This is a genomic window from Delftia sp. RIT313, assembly GCF_000632165.1.
GTDB lineage: Bacteria > Pseudomonadota > Gammaproteobacteria > Burkholderiales > Burkholderiaceae_C > Comamonas > Comamonas acidovorans.
In genome coordinates, this window is record NZ_JFYT01000001.1 from 199,855 (window position 1) to 219,435 (window position 19,581).

Below are 19,581 nucleotides of genomic sequence, written 5' to 3' on the forward strand. Positions count from 1 at the left end.
CCCTGCCGCACCATGAGTCTTTCACTGCAACGCCCCGATCTGTTCCGCCAGGCCTGCCTGCTCGCCGAGGGCTGGCGAGCCGTGGGCTCCGGCCCCGCCATCGACGTCTTCAACCCCGCCACGGGCGAGCGCCTGGGCCAGGTGCCTGCCCTGCAGGCCGGCGAGACCGAAGCCGCCATTGCCGCCGCACAGCGCGCCCTGCCCGCCTGGGCCGCGCTGACGGGCAAGCAGCGCGCCGGCATCCTGCGCCGCTGGTTCGACTTGATGCTGGCGCACCAGGACGATCTGGCGCGGCTGATGACCCTGGAGCAGGGCAAGCCCCTGGCCGAGGCGCGCGGCGAGATCGCCTACGCGGCCTCCTTCATCGAATGGTTTGCCGAGGAAGGCAAGCGCGTGGACGGAGAACTGCTGCAGTCGCCCACGGCCGGCCAGCAACTGCTGACGCTGCGCGAGCCCATTGGCGTGTGCGCCGCCATCACGCCCTGGAACTTTCCGGCCGCCATGATCACGCGCAAGGCCGGCCCGGCGCTGGCCGCCGGCTGCACCATGCTGGTCAAGCCGGCCGAAAGCACGCCCTTCACCGCCCTGGCCCTGGGCGTGCTGGCCCAGGAGGCCGGCATTCCCGCTGGCGTCTTCCAGGTGCTGACCGGCCACCCGCAGGACATCGGCCAGGCGCTGACCCAAAGTCCCGTGGTGCGCAAGCTCAGCTTCACAGGCTCCACGGCCACCGGGCGGCTGCTGATGCGCCAGTGCAGCGACACGGTCAAGAAGCTGTCGCTGGAGCTGGGCGGCAATGCGCCGTTGATCGTGTTCGACGATGCCGATATCGACCAGGCCGTGGCCGGCATCCTGGCCTCCAAGTTCCGCAACGCGGGCCAGACCTGCGTATGCGCCAACCGCATCTATGTGCACGACCGCATCCATGACGAACTGGCCCGCCGCCTGGCGCGGGCCATGGCGGAGTTCAAGGTCGGCAACGGCCTGGAGCCCGGCGTGACGCATGGCCCGCTGATCAACGAGGCCGCCGTGCAGAAGGTGGAAAGCCATGTGGCCGACGCGCTGTCCAAGGGCGCACGCCTGCTGGCCGGTGGCAGGCGCCCGGTGCCGGGCCAGCTGTTCTACGAGCCCACGCTGCTGGCCGATGTGAACGACAGCATGCGGGTCTGCGAGGAAGAGACCTTCGGCCCGCTGGCGCCGCTGTTCCGTTTCCACGACGAGGACGAAGTGGTGCGTCGCGCCAACGACACCATCTACGGCCTGGCCGCCTATCTGTTCACCAACGACAACCGCCGCATCTGGCGCGTATCGCGTGCGCTGGAGTACGGCATGGTGGGCATCAATACCGGCCTGATCTCCAACGAGGTCGCGCCCTTCGGCGGCGTCAAGCAGTCCGGCCTGGGCCGCGAGGGCTCGCGCCACGGCATCGAGGAATACCTGGAAACCAAGTACCTGTGCCTGCAGACGGCATGAGCACGGTATGAGCACGGCATGAGGACGGCCTGAAGTCCGCAGTGCCCCCCGGCAGGGAAGACAGCATGGGCCCTTGACGGCAGCCTGGCTAGACTGGGCGCCATCAAAGGCCTATCCGATTCGCACCATGGACGCTTCTTCCGCCAGCCCCTCCTCCCCCACCGCGCCACTGCGCATCGCCGTCATGGGCGCAGGCGCCGTGGGCTGCTATTTCGGCGCACTGCTGGCGCGCGCCGGCCACCAGGTCACGCTGATCGGCCGTCCCGCCCATGTGCAGGCCGTGCAGCAGCATGGCCTGCGGCTGGAGACGGCGGCGCTGGACATCCAGGTGCCCATGCAGGCATCGACCGAGGCCAGCGCCGTGCGCGATGCCGATGTGGTGATGTTCTGCGTCAAGTCCACGGCCACCGAGGAAGCGGCCCGCGAGATGCAGCCGCACCTGGCGCCGGGCGTTCTGGTGCTGACCATGCAAAACGGCGTGGACAACGACGAGCGCGTGCGCGCCGTGCTGGGCCCGTCCGTTGCCGTGGCGGCCGCCGTGGTCTATGTGGCCACGGCCATGGCCGGTCCCGGCCATGTGCGCCATTTCGGCCGTGGCGAGCTGGTCATCGCGCCCTCTGCACTCAGCGAACAGGTGGCCCGGCAATTTGGCGCGGCGGGCATTGCCGTGCAGGTATCGCCCGATGTGCGCGGCGCGCTGTGGGCCAAGCTGGTGATCAACTGCGCCTACAACGCGCTGTCGGCGCTGTGCCAGCTGCCCTACGGCCCGCTGGTGCAGGCGCCCGGCGTGGCGCACGTGGTGGACGACGTGGTGGCCGAATGCCTGGCCGTGGCCAGGGCCGACGGCGTGGCCCTGCCCGGCGACGTGCCCGCTGCCGTGCGGGGCCTGCCGGCCACCATGCCGGGCCAGTTCTCGTCCACCGCCCAGGATCTGGCGCTGGGCAAGCCCAGCGAAATCGACCACCTGAACGGCTACGTGGTGCGGCGCGGCGAGGCCCTGGGCGTGCCCGTGCCGCTGAACCGCACGCTGCAGGTGCTGGTCAGGCTGGCCCCGTCACGCGTGCAGGCCAGCCAGGCGCCCCGGAACCCGCCTCAGAACTCGTAGTTGGCGGACACCCACAGGCGGCGGCCTTCCTGGTTGTTCGCGTAGCGGTTCCCAAAGATCACGGTACCCTGGACCTGGCCCGGTACGTTGTAGGGCTGGTAGTCCACGAAATCCTTGTTGAACAGGTTGTAGATGGCCGCGTTGATGGTGAACTGCTTGCTCACGCGGTAGCTGCCACCCAGGTGGAACTGGGTATAGGCCTTGTAGTTGCCCAGCGCGGCCTTGGCGGCCTGGGAGCTGGCGCTGGTGCCGGGGTCGCGGTAGCGTTCGCTGCGGTATTCGGCACGCAGCCACAGGTTCCACTGGGCACCCGGCTCCCAGTTCAGGCGGGCGTTGAGCGCATGCTTGGGCGTGTCGCTCAGCGGGTTGCCCCGGTTGGGGCCGCTCTTTTGCTCGCTCTTGGTGAAGGTGTAGTTGGCGCTGGCATTCCAGCCGCGCGCCAGCGGCATGCGCGCGCTCAGCTCCAGGCCGCGCGTGACGGCCTCGTCCACGTTGATGGACTGGCCGAAGGCATCCACCAGGGGCCAGTTGCCGAAGCTCACGCAGCCGGGGCGGTTGGGCGCTGCCGCAAAGTCGCAGTTGATCAGGCCCGGGCCGCTGGTGATCTTGTCCTTGAACTCGTTGTTGAACACCGTGGCGCTGCCCGCAAAGCCCGTGGGGCTGTCGAAATAGACGCCCAGTTCGGTGGTGCGGCTGGTTTCGGGCTTGAGGTTGGGGCTGCCCACCAGCGGCAGGCGGCCCTGCTGGCCGAAGCCGTTGATGCCGGGCGCCAGCTGCTCCACACGCGGCGTCTTGTAGCCGTTGCTGACGCCGCCCTTCACGGTCCACTGCGGCGCGGCATTCCACACGCCGTAGATGCGCGGGCTGAGCTTGCCGCCGAAGAGACTGTGGCGGTCATAGCGCGCGCCCATGGTGAGCTTGAAGGCGTCGGTCAGGCTCCATTCGTCCTCGGCAAACAGGGCCTTCTGCGTGAAGGCGAACTTGTTCGGCGCCACGCCGTCCTTCATCTCGGCATCCCACCACTGGCCGCCCAGCGTGGTCAGGTGGGCACCCCAGGGCAGGACCAGCTTGCTGTCCAGCACCTTGCTTTCCACCTCCAGCGTGCGCGCAGCGCCCGGTGTCGCGCCCGGCGTTCCCGGGGGAACGGTGCGGCCCATGGTTTCGGTGCGGTTCACCATGAAGCTGGTGTCCCAGGTTCCGAAGCCGAAGCGGCCCGTGTGCGCCAGCGTGAGCTGGTCGCGGTTGTATTTCTGCTCGGGGCCGTAGCCCCCCTGCAGCCCCAGCGTGCCGAGCTGGCCGCGCGAGTTGTCATAGGTCTGGCGGCCCGAGTCCAGGTCCAGCGTGATGTCGTGGTACCTGTTGGGCGTGAGCGCCAGGCGCAGGCCCAGGTTGTTGATCTCGGACTTGACGGGGTTGCCGCCCATGAGGGGAACGGCGGGCTGGCCGTCGGCGCCCGCATAGGTGATGTCCGAAGCGGCCCGGCGCTGCGTGCTGCCGCGGATCGACAGGCCCAGCAGGTCCTCCTTGATGGGGCCGCTCAGGTAGAACTTGCCGGATTTGATGTCGCCGAACTCCGACTCTTGCTGCAGCGTGTAGTCGGCGCTGACGCTGCCCGTCCAGGTCTTGCCGACCTTGCGGGTGATGATGTTGATCACGCCGCCCATGGCGTCGGAGCCGTAGAGCGTGGACATGGGGCCGCGGATGACCTCGATGCGCTCGATGGCGCCGATGGGCGGCATGAAGCTGGTCTGCGTCTCGCCAAAGCCGTTGGGCGTGACGTTGCCGGCCGAGTTCTGGCGGCGGCCGTCGATGAGCACCAGCGTGTAGTCGCTGGGCATGCCGCGGATGCTGATGTTCAGGCCGCCGGTCTTGCCTGCGGGGGCGCCCACGTCGATGCCTTCCACGCTTTCCAGCGCGTCGGTCAGGCTGCCGAAGCGGCCCTTGGCCAGTTCCTCACGCGGGATGACGGTGATGGAGGCCGGCGCCTCCTTGATGTCCTGCTCGAAACCCGAGGCGGAGACCACGACTTCGCGCAGCTCCGTGGCGGGCGCGGCATTGCCTGTTGCCGTCTGTGCAGAGACGGCACCCGAAGCGCAGACGGCAGCCACCACAAGGGCCAGATGGGAAGGACGCGACGGAAGAACTCCGCGCAGATCGCGATACGACATGCAAACACTCCAGAAACGGAAAACGGGCTGTGGGGCCCGTGCAACTCGCTTTGAAATGTTTGGTTATGCGATGGGATGGGGATATGTAACGAAATTATATGAACATTGAGAATCATTTCCATTCTCATGATCACAATAGGATTTATCTGTCGCACGGATGCTACGTTCCTAGGAGCAGAAAGCGCTGACGGCACCAATGCTTGCGCTGGCGCAAGCTGCTCTCACCACCTCAATACACATCGCGCCGGTATCGGCCGCTGCGCACCAGCTGGTCCATCTGCGCCTCACCCAACACGGCATGCAGCGCCTGGTCCACGCCCTGGGCCATGCCCTGCAGGCTGCCGCAAACGTAGATGGCTGCGCCCTGCGCCACCCATTGGCGCAAGACATCGCCGGACTGCGCCAGCAGGTCCTGCACATAGGCGCGCGGCGCGCCTTCGCTGCGGTCGCGCGAGAAGGCCAGGTCCAGGCGCTGCAGCACGCCGCCATCGCACCATGCCTGAAGCTCGTCGCCGTACAGCCGGTCGTGCGCCGCATTGCGCTCGCCGAACAGCAGCCAGTTGGGACCCAGGCCCGCCGCAGCACGCGCGCGCAGGTGGCTGCGCAGGCCGGCCAGGCCCGTGCCGTTGCCGATCAGCACCAGCGGGCGCTGCAGGTTGTCTTCCAGCCGGAAATTGCGGTGCGCACGCAGCCGCAGGGTGATGGCTGCCCCCAGGGGCGCGCCCTGCGTGAGCCAGCCCGAGGCCAGGCCCGGCGAGCCATCCTCGCGCCGCGCCTGGCGCACCAGCAGGTGCACGCAGCCATCCTGGGCGATGGAGGCGATGGAGTACTCGCGCGAATGCTGCGGGTCCGCAGGAATGCAGACCTGCGCCAGGTCGCCGGACTCCCACAGCGCGGGCTCCGTTGCAGGGGGCTGCAGCTCGATGTGGAACACCGGCTCGCCTGCGCTGCCCGGGTTCATGTGCCGGCGCGCGGCCAGCGTCCATTCGCTGAAGACCGGCTGCTCCCATGCCGGCATGTCGCCCAGGCTGCTGATCTGGGTCAGCTGGTGCTGCCAGGCAGTCAGCGCCTGCGGCGCGCCGTTGTCCATTTCAATGCGCTCGAACCAGGGCCTGGCGCCACCGGCACGCAGCCAGCTGTCCAGCGCGCGGCCAAAGCCGCAGAACTGCGCGTACTGCCGGTCGCCCAGCGCCAGCAGGCCGTATTGCAGATGGGACAGCGGCCGTGCCTCGGCCATGGCGTGCGCCAGGAACAGCGCCGCGTTGTCGGGCGGATCGCCCTCGCCATAGGTGCTGGCGATGAACAGCGCCCTTTGCGTGCGCGCCAGCAGGTCGGCATCCACAGCGTCCAGGGCGCACAGGTGCACGCTTTCTCCGGCCGTGTGCAGCAGCCGGGCGGTTTCGCGCGCCAGTTCCTCGGCCTGGCCGGTCTGGCTGGCATAGGCCACGAGCAGGGGCAGCGCGCCCTCGCGTGCGCTGGTCAGCGCAGCCGCTTCCTGCCGGGCCCGCATGCGCTGGCGGCGCTCGCGCCACCAGATGGCGGCGCACATGGCCGCATAGAGCAGGACCAGCACGGCGGCTGCGAGTACGCGCAGCCCAGGGTCGGACAAGGTCATGGCGGGGACCGGAAATCTACACGGCGGAAAAAGTGAAGGAAACGCTCACGGCAGCAGCGCGGCAAAAGCCGTTGTCATCGCCATGGCAGGGCCTTGCGCAGTGCGCTCGCACAGCAGCGCCGCCACGCCGCGCTGCTCGGCAAAGTCCAGGCCCTCGCGCGGCCCCAGCACGGTGAGCACGGTGGCCAGGGCGTCGGCCTGCATGCATTCGGCATGCAGCACGGTGACGCTGGTCAGGCCATGCGCCACGGGCTCGCCGCTGCGCGGATCGATGGTGTGGGAGTAGCGGCGCCCGCCCTGCTCGAAGGCATGCCAGTGGTCGCCCGAGGTGGCGACGGCCATGTCGCGCAGCGGCAGCGCCAGCGGCGTGGACTGGTCCGCCATGCTGGCCACGGCCACGCGCCAGGGCTGGTTGCCAGGGCGCTGACCGCAGGCACGCAGCTCGCCGCCCACCTCGACGAGGAAATCGGTATGGCCCAGCGCCTGCAGGCGCTCGGCGACCAGGTCCACCGAATAGCCTTTGGCGATGCCGCTGAAGTCCACATGCACGGCGCCGGGCTGCAGTGCGCGCCGGCCCGCCAGATCCAGCACGATGCGCTGGTAGCCCACGCGCTCGCGCACCCGCCGCAGCGCATCGGCATCGGGGATGCCGGCGCCCTGCGCCTTTGACGCACGCGGGCCGAAGCCCCACAGATCGACCAGCGGCCCCACGGTAGGGTCCCAGGCGCCGCCGCTGGCCTGTGCCCACTCGAGTGCACAGGTCAGCACGGTGAAGAATTCGGGCGGCAGTGCATGCCAGCTGCCGGGCTCGGCGCGGTTGAAGCGCGAGATGTCGGAGTCGGCTTCCCAGTTGCTCATCTGGCGCACGACCAGGGCCAGCGCAGCCTCTATGGCCTGGCGCGCATCATCGAGCGGGCGGAAATCCGGGTTGTGCAGGCGCACGCTCCAGGTCGTGCCCATGGCCTCGCCGGTGAGTGTTTGCAGCGCGGCCGGATCTGCCCGCCGCACCGCCTGCGGCGCGTAGCCGGAGACGGCAAAGGACGCCGCGCCTGTGGACACGGGCGCGGCAAGGCCCCGGCCTGCGCTGCCCTGCAACAGGGCGGGCGCGAAGCTCACGCGCACGGGCGCGGGCGCAGACGGAGCCCCGGGCGGGGACGCAAGGCTCAGGGCAGCACCTCGAACGTGCCCACGTAGGACAGGCGGCGCTCCTTGGCCTGGGGCAGCGATGTCTTGTTGTCCTGGGCGTCGGCATCCACCCAGTACATGCCGGCGGTGGGCCAGGTCACGCTGAACTCGCCCTTGGCGTCGGTCGTGGCCTTGATCTCGCCCTTGTTGTCGCGGTAGCGCGTGGCGCCGGGCACCAGCACGACTTCCAGGTTGGCGGCGGGCTTGCCGTCCACATGGAAGGCGAAGGTGGCCTTCTCGCCCTTGACCAGGTCGTTGGGATGGGTCACGGGCACCAGCTCCAGCCCCTTGCCGGAAGGCTTGACGGCGCTGGGCTTGCCCACGGTCACGAAGGTCTCGATGCGGCCCACGGACTGGGTCACCTTCAGGTCCTGCGCGTCGGCGGGCACATCGGCGGCGAACTTCTCGGGCGAGCCGCGCCAGCGGCGGTTCTGGCCTGTGGCCTTGTCCTTCCAGGAGGCAAACAGGCCGTCGTTGACGATGGCCAGGCGGTAGGTGCCGCTTTGCTGCAGGTCCAGGTCGAACACGCTGCGCAGCTTGCCGCGATGGGCATTCTGCGGCGCGACGGCCGAGCCGTCCGGCGCCGAGACAACGAGGTTGTCCAGGCCCAGCGGCACGTGGTTGAAGAAGAACAGGTCGTTGGAGACAGCGGCATCCACCGTGATCCATTCGGCCTTGGACAGCACCGTGGTCGAGGGCAGCAGCCACAGGTTGTGGGCCTGGGCGGCCTGGAAGGCGCCGCAGGCAATGGCGAGGCTGGCAGCCAGACGGACGGCAAAGCGGGTCTTGGACTTCATGAAAAATCTCCTTGGTTCGTGGATGGGTCTGGCACGTGCAGCGATGGCGTCGTCCCCCTCGTGAGGGGGAGGGCGCACAGCGCCTCGGCGGCTTTCAATTTCAAGGCTTGAGCTCGACGCTGATCTCGCCCAGCTCGCTGCTGCCCTTGGCGCTCAGTTGCTCGGCCTTGGCCGCGGGCCACTTGAAGGGCACGGTGACCACTTCGCGGCCGCCGACTTCGCGCGCGGCCTCGACCACGAGCTTGTATTCACCGGGCGGCAGCTTGGCGAAGGGGTTGGCGCCTTCGGTGAAACTCAGCTGGTGCTTGCCCACGGGACGCGTGGGGCTGGTCACGCCATCGATCGGCAGGGTCAGGTCACGGCCCGTGCGGCGCCACCACTGGCGCATGTCCTTGAGCCACTTCGTGCCTTCGGCATTGCGCATCTTCACGTCGTACCAGACCGACAGCGTGGAGGCCACCGAGGCGTCGGCGCGCTCGATCCACACGGCCACGTAGGGGCGGTGGTATTCGGCGACATCCAGGCGCGGAATTTCCACGCCCACGTTCAGGCCGGCGGCAAAGACCGGGACCGCGCCCAGGCAGGCGCCAAGCGCCATGGTGTAGCGCAGAGAGAAGTGCGGATTCATTGGCAAGGCTCTTTCGGTTCTCAGTGGATCAACAGGAGGGCCAGCAGCATGGGAATCACCAGCCCCATGCCGACCATGGGCCAGGTGAAGGGGCGGTTGCCTGCATGCATCTTCAGGATGAACAGGCCCGTGACGGTGAACACCAGGCAGGCTGCGGCAAAGATGTCGATGAACCAGCTCCAGGCGGCGCCCGTGTTGCGGCCCTTGTGCAGGTCGTTCAGATAGGCGATCCAGCCCCGGTCGGTGCGCTCGTATTCGGCCTCGCCATCGGCCAGGGCAACGCGCACCCAGGCATCGCCGCCGGGGCGTGGCAGGGAGACATAGAGTTCGTCGGCCGTCCATTCGGCCTCGCGGCCCTCGGCCTCAAGGCCCCACTGGCCGCGCACCCAGTCCGCAAACGGCGCAGGCACGGGCGCCCGGTCGCGCGGCTGGCTGGCCTGCTGCTGGACCAACTGCACGCGCAGCGCATCGGGCAATGCCGCCTCGCCCCGCACGATGCGCGGCTTGGACTCGATCTGCCCCGCATGGTTGAGCGTGAACCCCGTGACGGCGAACAGCAGCATGCCGATCAGGCACAGCGCGGAGCTGACCCAGTGCCACTCGTGCAGTGTCTTGAGCCAGTAGGAACGGCGCCGAGGGTCCGGTTTGGGGGATGTCATCGCAACAGAAAAAGGCGGCAGCGCCACGCGGCGTCAACCATCACGGATGGCGGGCACGGGAGCCCAGGAAAGGAAAGGCCCGGGGATTCTACCGCCCACAAATAAGAATTGATCGCATTTACACAAGCTTTACCGGCTTAATCGTGCGCCACGCCAAGGCGGTGCCAGCATCACCCAAAGTAAAATAAGAATGCTTATCACTTGCATCCCCTCTCTTCACCTTCGTGTCCTGTCCCGCCGTGACTCCCCACCAGGCCCTTGCCCATCTCTACCAGCAGCACCATGGCTGGCTGCGCACCTGGCTGCAGCGCCGGCTGGGCCATGCAGGCGATGCGGCAGATTTCGCACAGGACACCTACGTGCGCGTGATGGAGTCTCGCACCGAACTGTCCGAGATCCGGGAGCCCCGCGCCTTCCTCACCACGGTGGCCAAGCGCGTGATGGCCAACCATCTGCGCCGCCGAGAAATTGAACGTGCCTATCTGGACACGCTGGCGCTGCAGCCCGAGCCGCTGGCGCCCTCGCCCGAGGAACGCGCCATCGTGCTGGAGACGCTGTGCGAGCTGGACCGCCTGCTCGACGGCCTGCCGCCCAAGGTGCGCGCGGCCTTTTTGCACGCCCAGCTGGACGGCATGGCCTATGCCGAGATCGCGTTGCTGCTGCAGGTCTCGGTCAGCTCGGTCAAGCAGTACATGGCGCGCGCCATCCGGCATTGCTACTTCCCGGAACATGCGGCATGACGCAGCGCTGCGCTGCCGGGCGCGTCCATGGCGCCGATGGCTCCACCCATAGTGCCGACCCCGCGCTGCCGCCTGACGTGGTCCACAGCGCCGTAGACTGGCTGGTGCAGCTGTGGTCAGGCGAGTGCACAGAGGAACAACGCGCGCAATGGCTGGACTGGCGCGCGGCCCATCCGCTGCATGAGCGGGCCTGGCAGCGCATCGAGGCCACGAATGCGCGGCTCAGGCTGCCTGACGCACGCCCGGACAGCGGTCCCCTCAATGGCCCCCTTGCCACGGCCACGCTGGCGCGCAGCCTCAAGACCGCCCAGTCACGCCGCCGCCTGCTGGCCAGCGTCGCTGGCCTGGCCGGCGCAGGTGCTGCGGCATGGACTGCGCATGAGCGCCTGCCCTGGCAAGCCTGGAATGCCGATGTCAGCACAGCCAAGGGCGAGCGGCGCTCCCTGCAGTTGCCCGATGGCACGCAGCTGCTGCTCAACACCGAGACGTCCGTGGACCTTGCCTTCGACGACCAGCTGCGCCGCGTGCTGCTGTTGCGCGGCGAGCTGATGGTCACCACCGCCCATGACACGGCCCAGCCCGCGCGCCCCTTTGTGGTGGACACGCCCGCGGGCAGGCTGCGCGCCCTGGGCACGCGTTTCACGGTGCGCCATGACATGGAGACTGCGGATACGCGCGTGGCCGTTTTCGAGGGCGCGGTCGAGGCCCGCAGCCGCACGGGCGAGTTGCTGCGTGTCGACAGCGGCGAAGCCGCAAGGCTCAGTGCCACGCAGGCGCTGCCGGCCGGCGCGGCCGGCGAGGGGCCGGGCTGGGACGAAGGCGTGCTCGTGGCCTCGGACATGCGCCTGGACCGCTTCATCGACGAACTGCGCCGCTACCGACCCGGGCTGATCACGCTGGCACCCGAGGTGGCCGGGTTGCGCCTGTCGGGCGTCTTCCCGCTCGCCGATACGGACCGCATCCTGCAGTCCCTGGTACAGGTGCTGCCCGTGCGCATCCATGTGCCGGTGCGCTACTGGGTGCGCATAGGTCCGGCATGAAGAAAAGGCGGCGGGACAACCCGGCCCGGTGACATCGGTCTGTACCTTTTCCCATCTCGCGTGACAAGCAGGGGAGAGGCGCTTTGCGGCGCCATGTTTCCTCCCTGTTCCAAAGACCGCACCAACATGTCCGACCTCCATCACCAGCACCGCCTCGCTACCGCGGCGGCACGCGTCCTCCGCCCCGCGCAGCCTGCGCCTGCGTTCCACCTGTCCGCATTGACCCTGGCCCTGGCCGCCGCACTGGCCAGCCTGTCCGCCCTGCCCTTGCCCGCGAATGCCCAGGGCCAGGCCCAGGCCCTGGCCCAGACAGGTACCGAGCGCGCCCAGGCCTACGACATTCCGGCAGGACCGCTGGAGGCCGCGCTCACGCGCTTCGCCAAGGCCTCGGGTGTGCTGCTGGCCTATACGCCCGAGCTGGTGCGCGATCTGCAAAGCCCGGGCCTGCAGGGCAGCCATGCGCCGGCCGAGGCGCTGACCCGCCTGCTGGCGGGCTCGGGCCTGGCGGCCGCGACCTCGGGCAACGGCGGCTATACGCTGCGCCGCTCGCAGGCATCGCCTGCGTCCTCGACAGCGCCTGCCGCCTCAGCCGTGGGCGCCACCACGCTGGGCGAGGTGCACGTCACCGCCAAGGCCGAGGTCGGCAGCGCCACGGAAGGCACGGGCGCCTACACCGCGACCGGACCCAGCAGCACGGCCACGGGCCTGGGCCTGTCGCTGCGCGAGACGCCGCAGTCGGTGAGCGTGATGACGCGCCAGCGCATGGACGACTTCAAGCTGGAGACCCTGACCGACGTGCTGGAGCAGACGCCCGGCGTGGCCGTGGTCCGCCAAAGCGAGATGACCACCTTCAACGTGCGCGGCTCCAGCGTCAACCTGCAGACCGATGGCAGCCGCCAGCTCACCAATGGCTGGGGCTGGAACACGCACATCATGTACTCGCTGGACGATCTGGCCGAGATCGACCGCGTTGAAGTGCTCAAGGGCTCGTCGGGCCTGATCAATGGCGACGGCGCCTACGGAGCCACGGTCAACCTGATCCGCAAGCGCCCCACGCGCGACTTCCAGGCCAGCGCAATGGCCAGCGCGGGCAGCTGGGGCACCTACCGTGCCGATGCCGACATTGCCGGTCCGCTGAACCAGGAAGGCAGCCTGCGCGGCCGCCTGGTGGCCTCGCGCAAGAGCGGCGACAGCTTCCGCGACCACCAGCACAGCAACAGCTCCATGCTGTACGGCACGCTGGAATACGACCTCACCCCCGACACCCTGCTGAGCGCCGGCATCACCTACCGCCAGCGCGAGCTGCGCGGCTCGGGCGGCACCACGCCCATCCAGGGCTACACGGGCACCGGCCAGTTCGTCGGCTGGATGCCGCGCTCGCTGAACATCGCCGCGCCCTGGTCGGGCTACGAGCAGGAGTCGCTCAACAGCTTCGCGCGCCTGGAGCACCGCTTTGCCAGCGGCTGGAAGGCCAAGCTGCAGATGTCGCATGAAGAGGTGAAGACGCCCGACATGCAGATCGGCCTGCTGCGCTACGCCCTGCCCAGCTCGGCCCAGTTCGCGGCCTACAAGGACATCGAGTCCCGCAACCAGAACATCAGCATCGACGTGCAAGGCCCGTTCACGCTGTTCGGCCGCCAGCATGAGTTGCTGGTGGGTGCGGGCGCCGCACGCAACCGCACCACGCTGCTGCGCGGCGCGCGCCCCGGCCTGGACCTGCCGCAGGTGGACTTCAGCCAGGGCGGCGCAGCCATCCCGGCGCCAGCGGACAACATCCCCTATTCCAACGACCTGTTCAGCAACAAGCGCAGCTATCTCTACAGCGCGGCGCGCCTCAATCTGGCCGATCCGCTGAAGCTGATCGCCGGCCTGCGCGTGACCAACTACGACCAGAAGGATGTGACCGACATCAGCTGGTACAACTACAACATGCGCGAGCACGGCGTGGTCACGCCCTATGCGGGCCTGGTGTATGACGTCAGCCCGAACATCTCGCTGTATGGCAGCTACGCCAGCATCTTCAAGGCGCAAAGCGCCAAGGATCTGCAGGAACGCACGCTGCCGCCCGAGGAGGGCCTGACCTACGAGATCGGCGCCAAGGGCGAATTCTTCGACAAGCGGTTGAACGCCAGCGTCGCCCATTTCTGGATGCGCACCGACAACACGGCCGTGGAAGACGGGCTCATGCCCAATGGCGAAACGGCCTACCGCGCGGTCCAGGGCGCGCGCAGGCGCGGCTTCGAACTGGAACTGTCCGGCGAGCTGTCCAAGGGCTGGCAGGCCCAGGGCAGCTACGTGACCATCAACAGCAATCTGGACAACGCCGCCACCAGCCCGCGCCACCAGTTCAAGCTGGGCACCACCTACCGCTTCGCGCAGGGCGCGCTGTCCGGTCTGACCGTGGGTGGCGCCGCGCGCTGGCAGAGCGCCATCTCCACCAGCCGCGGCGCCGCCACGCTGCGCCAGGACGCCTACTGGGTGATGGACCTGATGGCGCGCTACCAGATCAACCGCCATCTCAGCATCGCGGCCAACGTCAACAACCTGTTCGACAAGCACTATTTCTCTGGCGTGACCAACTTCAATGCCCAGGGCCTGTACTACACCTGGGGTGCGCCGCGCAGCGTCAACGTGAGCATGCGTTACGACTTCTGAGCGCTGAGGGACCGCACCGGCCCAGAGATCACAGAGCCGCGCGGGCCGGACTGCGCTGTACTGTGTTGTGTCAAGCAGCTGACGCACATGCTTACATAATCTGCTTTTCTGATTCATTTGCGCCCACAATGGCGCGCGAACCCGATTGGAGACTGCATGCGCCTTCCGAGCTTTTCGCAAACCGCCGCCAACGCCGCCCATACCGCCGCCCATACCGCCGATGGAACGCGCCAGAACCGCCGCCAGATGCTGGCCCAGGGCGCTGCCCTGGCCATGCTGTGCTCTCCTCTGGCCCATGCCGCACCGCCAGCGGCAGCACCTGCAGCCCATGCGCCACGGGCGGCCGGCAGCGCCCAGCGCGTGGCGACCAGCCTGCGCATCGTCATTCCGGCCAATGCCGGTGGCGGCTGGGACCAGACCGGCCGCGCGCTGGGCGCGGCCCTGGTGGCCAGCGGCGCGGCCGAGCGCGTGGAGTATGAAAACGTGGGCGGCAAGGGAGGCACCATCGGCCTGGCCCAGTTTGCCGAGCGCCATGGCAAGGACCCCGACGCCTTGCTGATCGGCGGCATGGTGATGGTCGGCGCGGTGGCACTGCAAAAGCCGGCCGTCAACATGTCGCATGTGCAGCCGATTGCCCGCCTGACCAGCGACTACCTCGTCGTGGCCGTACCGGCCGACTCCCCCATCCGCAATGCCAAGGACCTGGTGGCCGCGCTGCGCAGCGACCTGGCCCACCAGTCGTTTGCGGGTGGCTCGGCCGGTGGCGTGGACCACATGTTCGCCGGCCTGCTCACGCGCGCGGCCAAGGCGGCGCCCGAGCAACTGGTCTACAAGCCGTTTCCTGGCGGCGCCCAGGTGGTGGAGGCCTTGCTCAAGGGCGATGCGCGCATGGGCGTGTCCGGCTACAGCGAGTTCAGCGAAGCCCTGGCCAGCGGCAAGCTGCGCGCCATCGGCGTGTCCTCGCGCCGCAGCCTGTTCGGCCTGCCCTCGTTCCGCGAGCAGGGGCTGGATGCGGACATGGCCAACTGGCGCGCCGTCTTCACCGGCAAGCAGGTCAGCGCCGCACGTGCCCAGGCCCTGCTGGGCGCCGTGGAGCAGGCCACGCAGCACGAGAGCTGGCAACGCGCCCTGCGCCAGAACCGCTGGGAGCCTTCCTGGCAGGCGGGTCGCGATTTCAACGGCTTTCTGGAGCTGGAGCACACCACGGCCAGCGTGATGACCTATCTGCTCAAACTCAAGAGCTGAGAAACCGCCGCGCAGCGGGCAGGCCACGTGGCGGGCCTGCAACACTGGCTTGGTCATACGCGTATTCCTCTAGCGTGGGGCATTGCCGCTGTGGGTTTTGAGCTACCAAACTTGTAGCAGAATGGATCCAGAGCTATAGTTCCCCGGGACTTGGCTCGGCGCGCGTCCCACCCGGACGCACCCGCCGGCTCACCCACACCATTGCGCAAGGAGAAGCGTCATGAGCTCCAAGGAAAACGCCGCCATCAACCAGCTGTTCGAGAAACTCGAATGCCGCTACGCGTTGCGCGTGCTGTGGGCGCTGCGGGACGGCCATCCTCAGACCTTTCGACTGCTGCAAGACAGCGTGGGCGGCATCACGCCCAACACGCTGAACACCCGCATCAAGGAACTGCGCGAGTGCGGGCTGCTGGAGCATGGCTCCGACGGCTACACCGTGACGCTGGCCGGCCAGGACCTGCTCAAGCGCCTGTCCGATGTGCAGGCCTTTGCCAACCGCTGGGTGGCCGCGCGCGCCAAGAAGTGATGTCAGGCCGGGCGCGGCACCAGGCGCCACGGCCTCTTCCCGCGCAGGGCCACCGGCCCGCCGGGTCGTCTCCTTTCCCCCTACCGTTTCTCTCTCAAGGAATACCACCATGGCTTTCACCACCACCGCATCCGGCCTGCAGTATGAAGACACCGTCGTGGGCGACGGCGCCGAAGCCCAGCGCGGCCGCAGCGTGACCGTGCACTACACGGGCTGGCTCTACAACAACGGCGTGCAGGGCGCCAAGTTCGACTCCAGCAAGGACCGCAACGATCCCTTCGTCTTCCCCCTGGGCGGCGGCATGGTGATCAAGGGCTGGGACGAAGGCGTGCAAGGCATGAAGGTGGGCGGCCAGCGCACCCTGATCATCCCGGCCGAGCTGGGCTATGGCGCCCGCGGCGCCGGCGGCGTGATCCCCCCCAACGCCACGCTGAAGTTCGACGTGGAGCTGCTGGCCGTCTGAGCCTGCACCCACGGATTCATGCAAGGGCAAGGTGCGAAGGCGCCTTGCCCTTTTTCATGGACGGTCCGCCCCAACCCCTCTCGGGCCGCGTGAGTGCCATTCCTCATTCAAGGTGCCTTGCCGAACAGCGCCTCGTGCAGCGGCAGGTAGCTGGCAGGACTGGCCGCCTCGCGCAGGCGCGGTGCCAGCGCCACCAGCTGGTCGTAGCCCATGGCCGCTTCCACGGCAAGGTTGAGCCGGAACCCCTTCAGGCCCAGGTTGGCCGTGATGGCCACGGCCAGCGGATAGGCGTTGCGATAGCGCACGGCCAGCGATGGCTCGGACTGCGCGGGGGCATCGCCAGTCGAATCCGTGGAAGAAGCCGCTGCAGCAGGTGCGGCAGGGACCGAAGGCACCGCAACGGCCACCACGCCCAGCCGGGGCTCGGCCGCGTCGCGCGGTGCCAGCCATTCGCGCTCCACCAGCGCCAGGATCTCGTCCTGCGTCACGCCCATGCCGGCGACGGCCTGCAGCACCTGCGCCAGGCTGCGTTGCCCGTCAAACAGCAAAAAGGCCGAGCGCAACCGGGGCGAGAGATCGGCATGGCGTTCCTTGAATGCCTGTTGGCCGGCGGACGTTTTCACAAAATGCATGGCGGACGGGATTCTCTGCGAGGGATCGGATCGGACACGGCTCGCAGCGTGTCATGAGCCTCCGGCTCCCAAAAGCGGGTTTTCCAGCACGCACGGGCTTCAGTGGTGCCGGCAATGATCCAGATCTGCCAAAAGCGCAAAAACGGGGCAGAAAATGGCCATCCTCCCGCCCGGCGGCCTCTGCCGTCAGGACGCTTTCGCGGGCACGGAACGCGCCGGTGCCCGGCGGCGCGGGTCCAGGCAGCTGACCAGCCAGGTCACCAGCAGGCCGGCCGGCACGCCGAAGACGCCCGATGAAATCGGCTGTATGCCCCACCACAGGCGCGCGTGCAGCGCTTCGGGCAGCACGGGCTGCAGTGCCGGCACATGCGAGACCATGTAGTACAGCGTGACGCCCAGCCCGGCCAGCATGCCGGCCACGGCGCCCCGGCGCGTGGTGCCACGCCAGAAGATGCCCAGCACCATGGCCGGAACGAAAGCCGAGGCCGCCAGCGAGAACGATGCCGTGACCATGGGCAGGATGTCCGAGGAACGGCGTGAGGCCACGAAGGCGGCCGACAGCGCCATCACCAGCAGCGCGAACTTGGACAGGATCACGCGCTGCTCGGGCGAGGCGCGGCGGCGGCGCTCACGAAAGTACAGGTCGCGCACCAGCGCGTTGCTGATGGTCAGCAGCAGTCCATCGGCCGTGGACAGCGCCGCAGCCAGGCCGCCGGCCGCCACCAGGCCGGAGACCACGTAGGGCATGCCGCCCAGCTCGGGCGTGGCCAGCATGATGAGGTCGGCGCCCATGCGGATCTCGCCGAACTGCAGCACGCCGTCGCCGTTGACATCCTCCACGGCCAGCAAGGAGGCATCCACCCTGGCCCACTGCGCCATCCAGTTGGGCAGCTCGTCAAAGCGGATGCCCACGAGGTTGTTCATGACCTCGAACTTGACCAGCACGGCAAGGGCCGGCGCGCTCATGTACAGCACGCCGATGAAGAACAGCGTCCAGCCCACCGAGGCCCGCGCCCCCGAGACCGAGGGCGCCGTGTAGTAGCGCGTGAGCAGGTGCGGCAGGCCGGCCGTGCCGGCCATGAGGCAGAACATCAGCGCCAGGAAGTTGCGCCGGCTGTCCTCGTAGATCTGCTGCTCCTGGGGGGATCCGTCGGGGTTGCCGGCGAATGGCAGGCTGTGCAGCGGAATGCCGCCCAGCGGCTTCTCGCGCTCGCGCATTTCCTGCAGCTGGCGTGTCCACAGCGCGCGCGCGGCCGCTTCGTCACGCGGCATGGCGGCCAGTTCGCGGCTGGCGGCCATGATGGCGCCGATATCGCCGCTGCGCGTGCGCAGATCGCGTATGCGCTCGGCCAGCGCCTGGCGCTCGGCGGCCAGAACGCGCGGCACGTCCTTGAGCTTGTCCTCCAGCACCTCGGCGCGCAGGCGGTAGGCGGCGATCACCTCCTGCTCGGCCGGCGAGTCCAGCAGGCGCTGCTCCATCTCCGCAATCTGGCTGAGCTGGGCCGTATAGGCCAGCGGTGCCACGGGATTGCCCATCTGCCGGTAGGCCAGCCAGGACACGGGGATCAGAAAGGCCAGCAGGATCACCACGTACTGCGCGACCTGGGTCCAGGTGATGGCGCGCATGCCGCCCAGGAAGGAGCACAGCAGCACGCCGCCCAGGCCCAGCATGATGCCGATCTCGAACTGCACGCCCGTCAGCCGCGAGGCGATCAGCCCCACGCCGTAGATCTGCGCCACCACATAGGTGAACGAGCAGATCACGGCCGCCAGCGCCGCGATCACGCGCGGCCAGCGCCCGCCGTAGCGCTGCTGGAAGAAATCGGGAATGGTGTAGAGCTTCATCGCCCGCAGGTGCGGCGCGATCAGCATGGCGACCAGGCAAAAGCCGCCCGTCCAGCCCAGCAGGTAGGCCAGTCCGCCGGCCTGGCCTGGCACGCCGGCAAAGCCCTGCAGGTACAGCGCCCCCGACAGGCTGATGAACGAGGCCGCGCTGACCCAGTCCGCCGCAGCCGCCATGCCGTTGTAGAAGGGCGGAATGCGCCGGCCCGCGACGTAGTACTCCTCGGGGTCGCTGGTGCGCAGGTACACGCCGATGGCCGCATAGACCATGACGGTGAAGAACAGGAAGATGGGGCCTATCCAGTGGCGCGACAGGCCTTGCTGCTCGGCCCAGAACATGAGGGCCAGAAAACCCAGCACGCCCAGCGTGTACAGGGCCACGATACGGTGCAGCCGCCAGTGGGAGGCCGCCGTCAGCGGTGCGCGCTCAGCCATGGCCGGGAGGCGATGGCGGTGCGGACGGTTGCGTATCGGCCGATGGGGATGCGGGAGCCGGTGCCGTCGCAAAAGCGGCCCGGGCCTCGCGGCGCTCGAAATGGTCCATGGACAGACAATAGACGATGACGATGGCCAGGAACATCAGGACTGCCCCCTGGGCCGCGAACCAGTAGGCCAGCGGCCAGTCGGGCATCAGCGCCTGCAGGTCGCGCGCGTAGTAGCAGGCGCCAAAGGAGACGGCCACCCAGACCGCGAACAGCACGGCCTTGAGCCACAGATGGCGGATGTCGTGCAGGTCGGGGGCGAAGGTCTCGCCTTCGGACGGTCCCCCGACCGCGTCGTCATGCAAGTGCGCTTTCGGCGTATGCATGGC

General features: G+C 68.5%; 17 protein-coding genes. 8 read left to right on the forward strand and 9 right to left on the reverse strand.

All coding sequences use genetic code 11. The features are described 5' to 3' along the window. The first annotated feature begins 12 nt into the window (after window positions 1-12). Window positions 13-1,470 (forward strand): NAD-dependent succinate-semialdehyde dehydrogenase, encoded by a 1,458-nt coding sequence (locus BW39_RS00850; RefSeq protein ID WP_043819141.1) that lies wholly within the window; start codon window positions 13-15, stop codon window positions 1,468-1,470. A gap of 127 nt (window positions 1,471-1,597) precedes the next feature. Further along, window positions 1,598-2,575 carry a ketopantoate reductase family protein gene (locus BW39_RS00855; RefSeq protein WP_043819143.1) on the forward strand — a complete coding sequence of 326 codons (978 nt, stop codon included), beginning with the start codon at window positions 1,598-1,600 and terminating at the stop codon, window positions 2,573-2,575. Here the strand turns inward: BW39_RS00855 and BW39_RS00860 are convergent. The 6 genes from BW39_RS00860 to BW39_RS00885 all read right to left on the reverse strand — a co-directional run bounded on the left by BW39_RS00860 (window position 2,563) and on the right by BW39_RS00885 (window position 9,627). Continuing rightward, entirely contained in the window at window positions 2,563-4,743 is a 2,181-nt protein-coding gene (locus tag BW39_RS00860; protein WP_043819145.1) for a TonB-dependent receptor domain-containing protein, read from the reverse strand. The genes BW39_RS00855 and BW39_RS00860 overlap by 13 nt on opposite strands. 229 nt (window positions 4,744-4,972) lie before the next feature. Beyond that, entirely contained in the window at window positions 4,973-6,358 is a 1,386-nt protein-coding gene (locus BW39_RS00865) for a sulfite reductase subunit alpha (protein ID WP_043819149.1), read from the reverse strand. Between the two features lie 45 nt (window positions 6,359-6,403). After that, complete coding sequence (locus BW39_RS00870; RefSeq protein WP_043819152.1) at window positions 6,404-7,480, reverse strand: FAD:protein FMN transferase; 1,077 nt, start codon at window positions 7,478-7,480, stop codon at window positions 6,404-6,406. A gap of 41 nt (window positions 7,481-7,521) precedes the next feature. Continuing rightward, complete coding sequence (locus BW39_RS00875) at window positions 7,522-8,340, reverse strand: DUF4198 domain-containing protein (RefSeq protein WP_013801142.1); 819 nt, start codon at window positions 8,338-8,340, stop codon at window positions 7,522-7,524. A gap of 100 nt (window positions 8,341-8,440) precedes the next feature. After that, complete coding sequence (locus tag BW39_RS00880) at window positions 8,441-8,968, reverse strand: DUF2271 domain-containing protein (RefSeq protein ID WP_034396360.1); 528 nt, start codon at window positions 8,966-8,968, stop codon at window positions 8,441-8,443. A gap of 20 nt (window positions 8,969-8,988) precedes the next feature. After that, a complete protein-coding gene (locus BW39_RS00885; protein WP_013801140.1) occupies window positions 8,989-9,627 on the reverse strand; it encodes a PepSY-associated TM helix domain-containing protein in 639 nt (212 codons plus the stop codon). Window positions 9,628-9,866: 239 nt separating this feature from the next. Here BW39_RS00885 and BW39_RS00890 point away from each other — a divergent pair, with 239 nt between their 5' ends. The 6 genes from BW39_RS00890 (at window position 9,867) to BW39_RS00915 (ending at window position 16,296) form a co-directional block, all read left to right on the forward strand. Continuing rightward, window positions 9,867-10,367, forward strand: a complete 501-nt coding sequence (locus BW39_RS00890) for a sigma-70 family RNA polymerase sigma factor (protein WP_230355034.1) — start codon at window positions 9,867-9,869, stop codon at window positions 10,365-10,367. Continuing rightward, a complete protein-coding gene (locus BW39_RS00895) occupies window positions 10,364-11,407 on the forward strand; it encodes a FecR domain-containing protein (RefSeq protein ID WP_013801138.1) in 1,044 nt (347 codons plus the stop codon). Before BW39_RS00890 ends, BW39_RS00895 begins: the two co-directional genes overlap by 4 nt. A gap of 126 nt (window positions 11,408-11,533) precedes the next feature. Next, entirely contained in the window at window positions 11,534-14,062 is a 2,529-nt protein-coding gene (locus tag BW39_RS00900; RefSeq protein WP_081816108.1) for a TonB-dependent siderophore receptor, read from the forward strand. Window positions 14,063-14,218: 156 nt separating this feature from the next. Further along, window positions 14,219-15,307, forward strand: coding sequence for a Bug family tripartite tricarboxylate transporter substrate binding protein (locus BW39_RS00905; protein ID WP_043819155.1), 1,089 nt, complete (start codon window positions 14,219-14,221; stop codon window positions 15,305-15,307). Between the two features lie 220 nt (window positions 15,308-15,527). Then, on the forward strand, window positions 15,528-15,833 hold the full coding sequence (locus BW39_RS00910) for a winged helix-turn-helix transcriptional regulator (protein ID WP_012206858.1): 306 nt from the start codon (window positions 15,528-15,530) through the stop codon (window positions 15,831-15,833). Window positions 15,834-15,942: 109 nt separating this feature from the next. Then, window positions 15,943-16,296, forward strand: coding sequence for an FKBP-type peptidyl-prolyl cis-trans isomerase (locus BW39_RS00915; RefSeq protein ID WP_012206859.1), 354 nt, complete (start codon window positions 15,943-15,945; stop codon window positions 16,294-16,296). 107 nt (window positions 16,297-16,403) lie between these two features. On the opposite strand, the gene BW39_RS00920 is transcribed toward BW39_RS00915, so the two are convergent. The 3 genes from BW39_RS00920 to BW39_RS00930 form a co-directional block, all read right to left on the reverse strand. Beyond that, entirely contained in the window at window positions 16,404-16,928 is a 525-nt protein-coding gene (locus BW39_RS00920) for a hypothetical protein (protein WP_043819156.1), read from the reverse strand. A gap of 186 nt (window positions 16,929-17,114) precedes the next feature. Continuing rightward, window positions 17,115-19,205 carry a VC_2705 family sodium/solute symporter gene (locus tag BW39_RS00925; protein WP_034396370.1) on the reverse strand — a complete coding sequence of 697 codons (2,091 nt, stop codon included), beginning with the start codon at window positions 19,203-19,205 and terminating at the stop codon, window positions 17,115-17,117. Then, window positions 19,198-19,578 carry a DUF4212 domain-containing protein gene (locus BW39_RS00930; RefSeq protein WP_012206862.1) on the reverse strand — a complete coding sequence of 127 codons (381 nt, stop codon included), beginning with the start codon at window positions 19,576-19,578 and terminating at the stop codon, window positions 19,198-19,200. The genes BW39_RS00925 and BW39_RS00930 overlap by 8 nt, the downstream gene beginning before the upstream one ends. Between the last annotated feature and the right edge of the window lie 3 nt (window positions 19,579-19,581).

Bases quoted from the DNA above. Each gene is read 5' to 3' on its own strand.
- BW39_RS00850 (WP_043819141.1), top strand. From the start codon at position 13: ATGAGTCTTTCACTGCAACGCCCCGATCTGTTCCGCCAGGCCTGCCTG.
- BW39_RS00855 (WP_043819143.1), top strand. From the start codon at position 1,598: ATGGACGCTTCTTCCGCCAGCCCCTCCTCCCCCACCGCGCCACTGCGC.
- BW39_RS00860 (WP_043819145.1), bottom strand. From the start codon at position 4,743: ATGTCGTATCGCGATCTGCGCGGAGTTCTTCCGTCGCGTCCTTCCCAT.
- BW39_RS00865 (WP_043819149.1), bottom strand. From the start codon at position 6,358: ATGACCTTGTCCGACCCTGGGCTGCGCGTACTCGCAGCCGCCGTGCTG.
- BW39_RS00875 (WP_013801142.1), bottom strand. From the start codon at position 8,340: ATGAAGTCCAAGACCCGCTTTGCCGTCCGTCTGGCTGCCAGCCTCGCC.
- BW39_RS00880 (WP_034396360.1), bottom strand. From the start codon at position 8,968: ATGAATCCGCACTTCTCTCTGCGCTACACCATGGCGCTTGGCGCCTGC.
- BW39_RS00885 (WP_013801140.1), bottom strand. From the start codon at position 9,627: ATGACATCCCCCAAACCGGACCCTCGGCGCCGTTCCTACTGGCTCAAG.
- BW39_RS00895 (WP_013801138.1), top strand. From the start codon at position 10,364: ATGACGCAGCGCTGCGCTGCCGGGCGCGTCCATGGCGCCGATGGCTCC.
- BW39_RS00900 (WP_081816108.1), top strand. From the start codon at position 11,534: ATGTCCGACCTCCATCACCAGCACCGCCTCGCTACCGCGGCGGCACGC.
- BW39_RS00905 (WP_043819155.1), top strand. From the start codon at position 14,219: ATGCGCCTTCCGAGCTTTTCGCAAACCGCCGCCAACGCCGCCCATACC.
- BW39_RS00910 (WP_012206858.1), top strand. From the start codon at position 15,528: ATGAGCTCCAAGGAAAACGCCGCCATCAACCAGCTGTTCGAGAAACTC.
- BW39_RS00915 (WP_012206859.1), top strand. From the start codon at position 15,943: ATGGCTTTCACCACCACCGCATCCGGCCTGCAGTATGAAGACACCGTC.
- BW39_RS00920 (WP_043819156.1), bottom strand. From the start codon at position 16,928: ATGCATTTTGTGAAAACGTCCGCCGGCCAACAGGCATTCAAGGAACGC.
- BW39_RS00925 (WP_034396370.1), bottom strand. From the start codon at position 19,205: ATGGCTGAGCGCGCACCGCTGACGGCGGCCTCCCACTGGCGGCTGCAC.
- BW39_RS00930 (WP_012206862.1), bottom strand. From the start codon at position 19,578: ATGCATACGCCGAAAGCGCACTTGCATGACGACGCGGTCGGGGGACCG.